The organism is Lacinutrix sp. YIN62 (genome assembly GCF_057219185.1).
The window spans coordinates 1-2,560 of record NZ_JBXVVH010000055.1 but is presented as its reverse complement, the minus strand read 5'-3'; the positions used below and the strand labels follow the sequence as shown (position 1 = coordinate 2,560).

Genomic DNA, 2,560 nt, shown 5'->3' with positions numbered 1-2,560 from the left:
ATGAGAAACCAATTTTTATTGCGAGTCTTTTTTGCCTAGCATAACTAAAGTTAAGAGATAACTAAGCCACTTTTAAATTCCTTTACTATCTTTAGCAACAAACTTATGCAACAGGCACAACACCTAAACTGCATTAAAACGCAGCTTAGCCAAAACGTTGTGCATAATATGAAAGAAACTTTGAGAACTCTAATAATATTAAGTGTTTTGATGTTGAATTTATCATGCTCAACAAAATTTACAACTACTGAATTACAAAACAACTTTTCCAAAAACCAAATTAATGACTTGCAGAAAATAACTGAATTTTTCAAAAGTCAAATATGTGAAAACGAAAGTTCTGGTTTTGAAACCTGTTTTACTGAAATGTTACCTGCATTATTGGAATATGGCTGGCAACCAATTTTGGATAATGTGGATTTTAATGAGCAAAAGGAATTATATAATTCCATTTCGAAATCTACATTTGAGGAAATATGGGAATTTGGAAAAGAAACTTATCCAGACACTGGATTGGAATTAAAAAGCCTTGGTTCAAAACATAACGGTAAGTACCAAAAGTTTTTGACTGAGCTTGGAAAAAACAATAATGAATTAAAAGAATACGCTGACAGAGTAATTGGTGCTGGAGATTTTGAGTCGAGCTTAATTTTGCAATCAAGAATTTATAATAACGCAACTGATTTTGATTTAAACAATCCGAATGTTCAGTTATTAATAGCTGTTCATTACTTGTCTCAAAATGACCAACAGAAAAGGACTGACAAATGGGAATCGGAATAAATACTATGCACAACACCGGTAATCGTTGCAAAAGTCTATAAAAACATAAAAAAACATTCAAAAGCTCCTTTTACAAGGGCTTTTACTTTGTTAAAACCAATACTATTTAAATTTTAGGATGCCTATTATATTAGTTCTAACAGTTTTATTTGGGGTCTAAACAAGCGTTTTAGAACACAAAACAAATGCCTCATTGCTTTAGCATCTACTTTTACATTTTTTACAATAAAATTTAAAATACCACTCCGATCTATTTTGGAGCTAAACTAGGTCATGCAGATGCTTAGTTAATGTTTACGCCATAGATACTCCACGTTAAAGCCCTATTAAAGCCCTATATAGTTGCGGTTAGTTAACCTTTTTAGCTAAAACTTCCGTGTTACACACATTTCAATTCACTTCTACGCCACTTCGTAAAAACAGTGTGCCATTACAATACATAAAAAAATTTAAGAGATTCTTTTAAGTAAAATATATTTAATCTTATCCAAATCCCCCACCAAACACAATTTAAAGAACACAACAGGATCAATACTTTTCTGATCGCTATCGCCATAAAAAGGCTAGGTTGATGCATATAAAAAATCTAAATGTAATCCCCCTTTTAACTTGCGATAAAAGTTGTGTTTCGGAATGCGTTCGCTCAATTGAAAATGAGAAAATAGTTTTTCTTGGTACTCTTTTTTACCTTGTATAACTAAAGTTAAGAGATAACAGTCCATCTTTTAAATCCCTTTACTATCTTTAGCAACAAACTTGTGCAACAGGCACAATGGCTATAATTAATACGGGTTTGGGTTATTAACCCAAAGTTTAGGGTATTTTTATAAAATTCGCCAAATCTTTTGATTTGGCTTTAAAAACAAAAAGAAAAAACAAGATAAAAAGTTTTGGCTAAGTGCTTTATCGAAAGGACAATTCCTTTTAATCCCGCACTAACTATAGCCGAGACGTTGCCATTCATTGGAGGAAAGCATTCTGAATCTCAAAAAAAGAACAGATTAATTTAACTTATGAAGAGATACCTAATTTATTTAGTAATTTCGATGATTTTTATTATCGGTTCAATAATTCGTTTTTATTATATTATGAATAGTGCAGGCTGTAGACACGGATGCATACCTATAATTGCTTTTTTGCTTTTTACAATTGGAATAACATTATTGTTAATTGGTATAATCTCATTCTTTAAATCTAAAAGAATTTAATTGCTTGAAAGAAATCTGAAATTAAAAAAACGTGTGTTGAATTAAGTAAGTTGCGGAATTAATCACTCAATTGGAATTGAAAAAGTTTGCGGATTAAAAAGCTCACTGAATTTACTCAAACGGAATTGAAAAATATTGTTAAATAAAAATGAAAAGCGTCGGAATTATTATCATCACTTTAATTGGAGCATTTATTATACTTTTTGTTTTAACACCTATGTTATTAACAGCAATTGACAAATTAAATATCAATCCCAAAAAAAATTGGTTTAAAATATTTTATATATCACTACAGATTTTAATAGTAATCTATTTTACTTTTAAAGGAGTGAAATATTTTAGAAAAAAATAGTTGAATTGAAAAAAACGAAATGGCAACACCGTATATAATTTATTGCTAGTTCTAGCCTACTTACGAAAATCCTCATGGATTTTCTATTCGGTTTTTATTTACTAAATTTAATTGTCTCGTCCTGAAATATGGCTACAGGTTAAAATTGAATTTACGCTGATAATTTATATACCATATTAGGAGTTTTAAAGTCTAAAGATAAATGTAATCTTACTTC

1 protein-coding gene and 1 pseudogene are annotated in these 2,560 nt (G+C 29.6%); one reads left to right on the top strand and one right to left on the bottom strand.

The features are described 5' to 3' along the window. The first annotated feature begins 105 nt into the window (after nt 1–105). The gene (locus tag AC2D8I_RS16025) at nt 106–783 is read left to right on the top strand and encodes a hypothetical protein (RefSeq protein WP_484707118.1); all 678 of its coding nucleotides are present in this window, start codon (nt 106–108) and stop codon (nt 781–783) included. A 479-nt stretch (nt 784–1,262) separates the two neighbouring features. Here AC2D8I_RS16025 and AC2D8I_RS16020 read toward each other — a convergent pair. Then, nucleotides 1,263–1,478: pseudogene (locus AC2D8I_RS16020) on the bottom strand (transposase); the annotation flags it as partial. Nucleotides 1,479–2,560: the final 1,082 nt, after the last annotated feature.

Bases quoted from the DNA above. Each gene is read 5' to 3' on its own strand.
- AC2D8I_RS16025 (WP_484707118.1), top strand. From the start codon at position 106: ATGCAACAGGCACAACACCTAAACTGCATTAAAACGCAGCTTAGCCAA.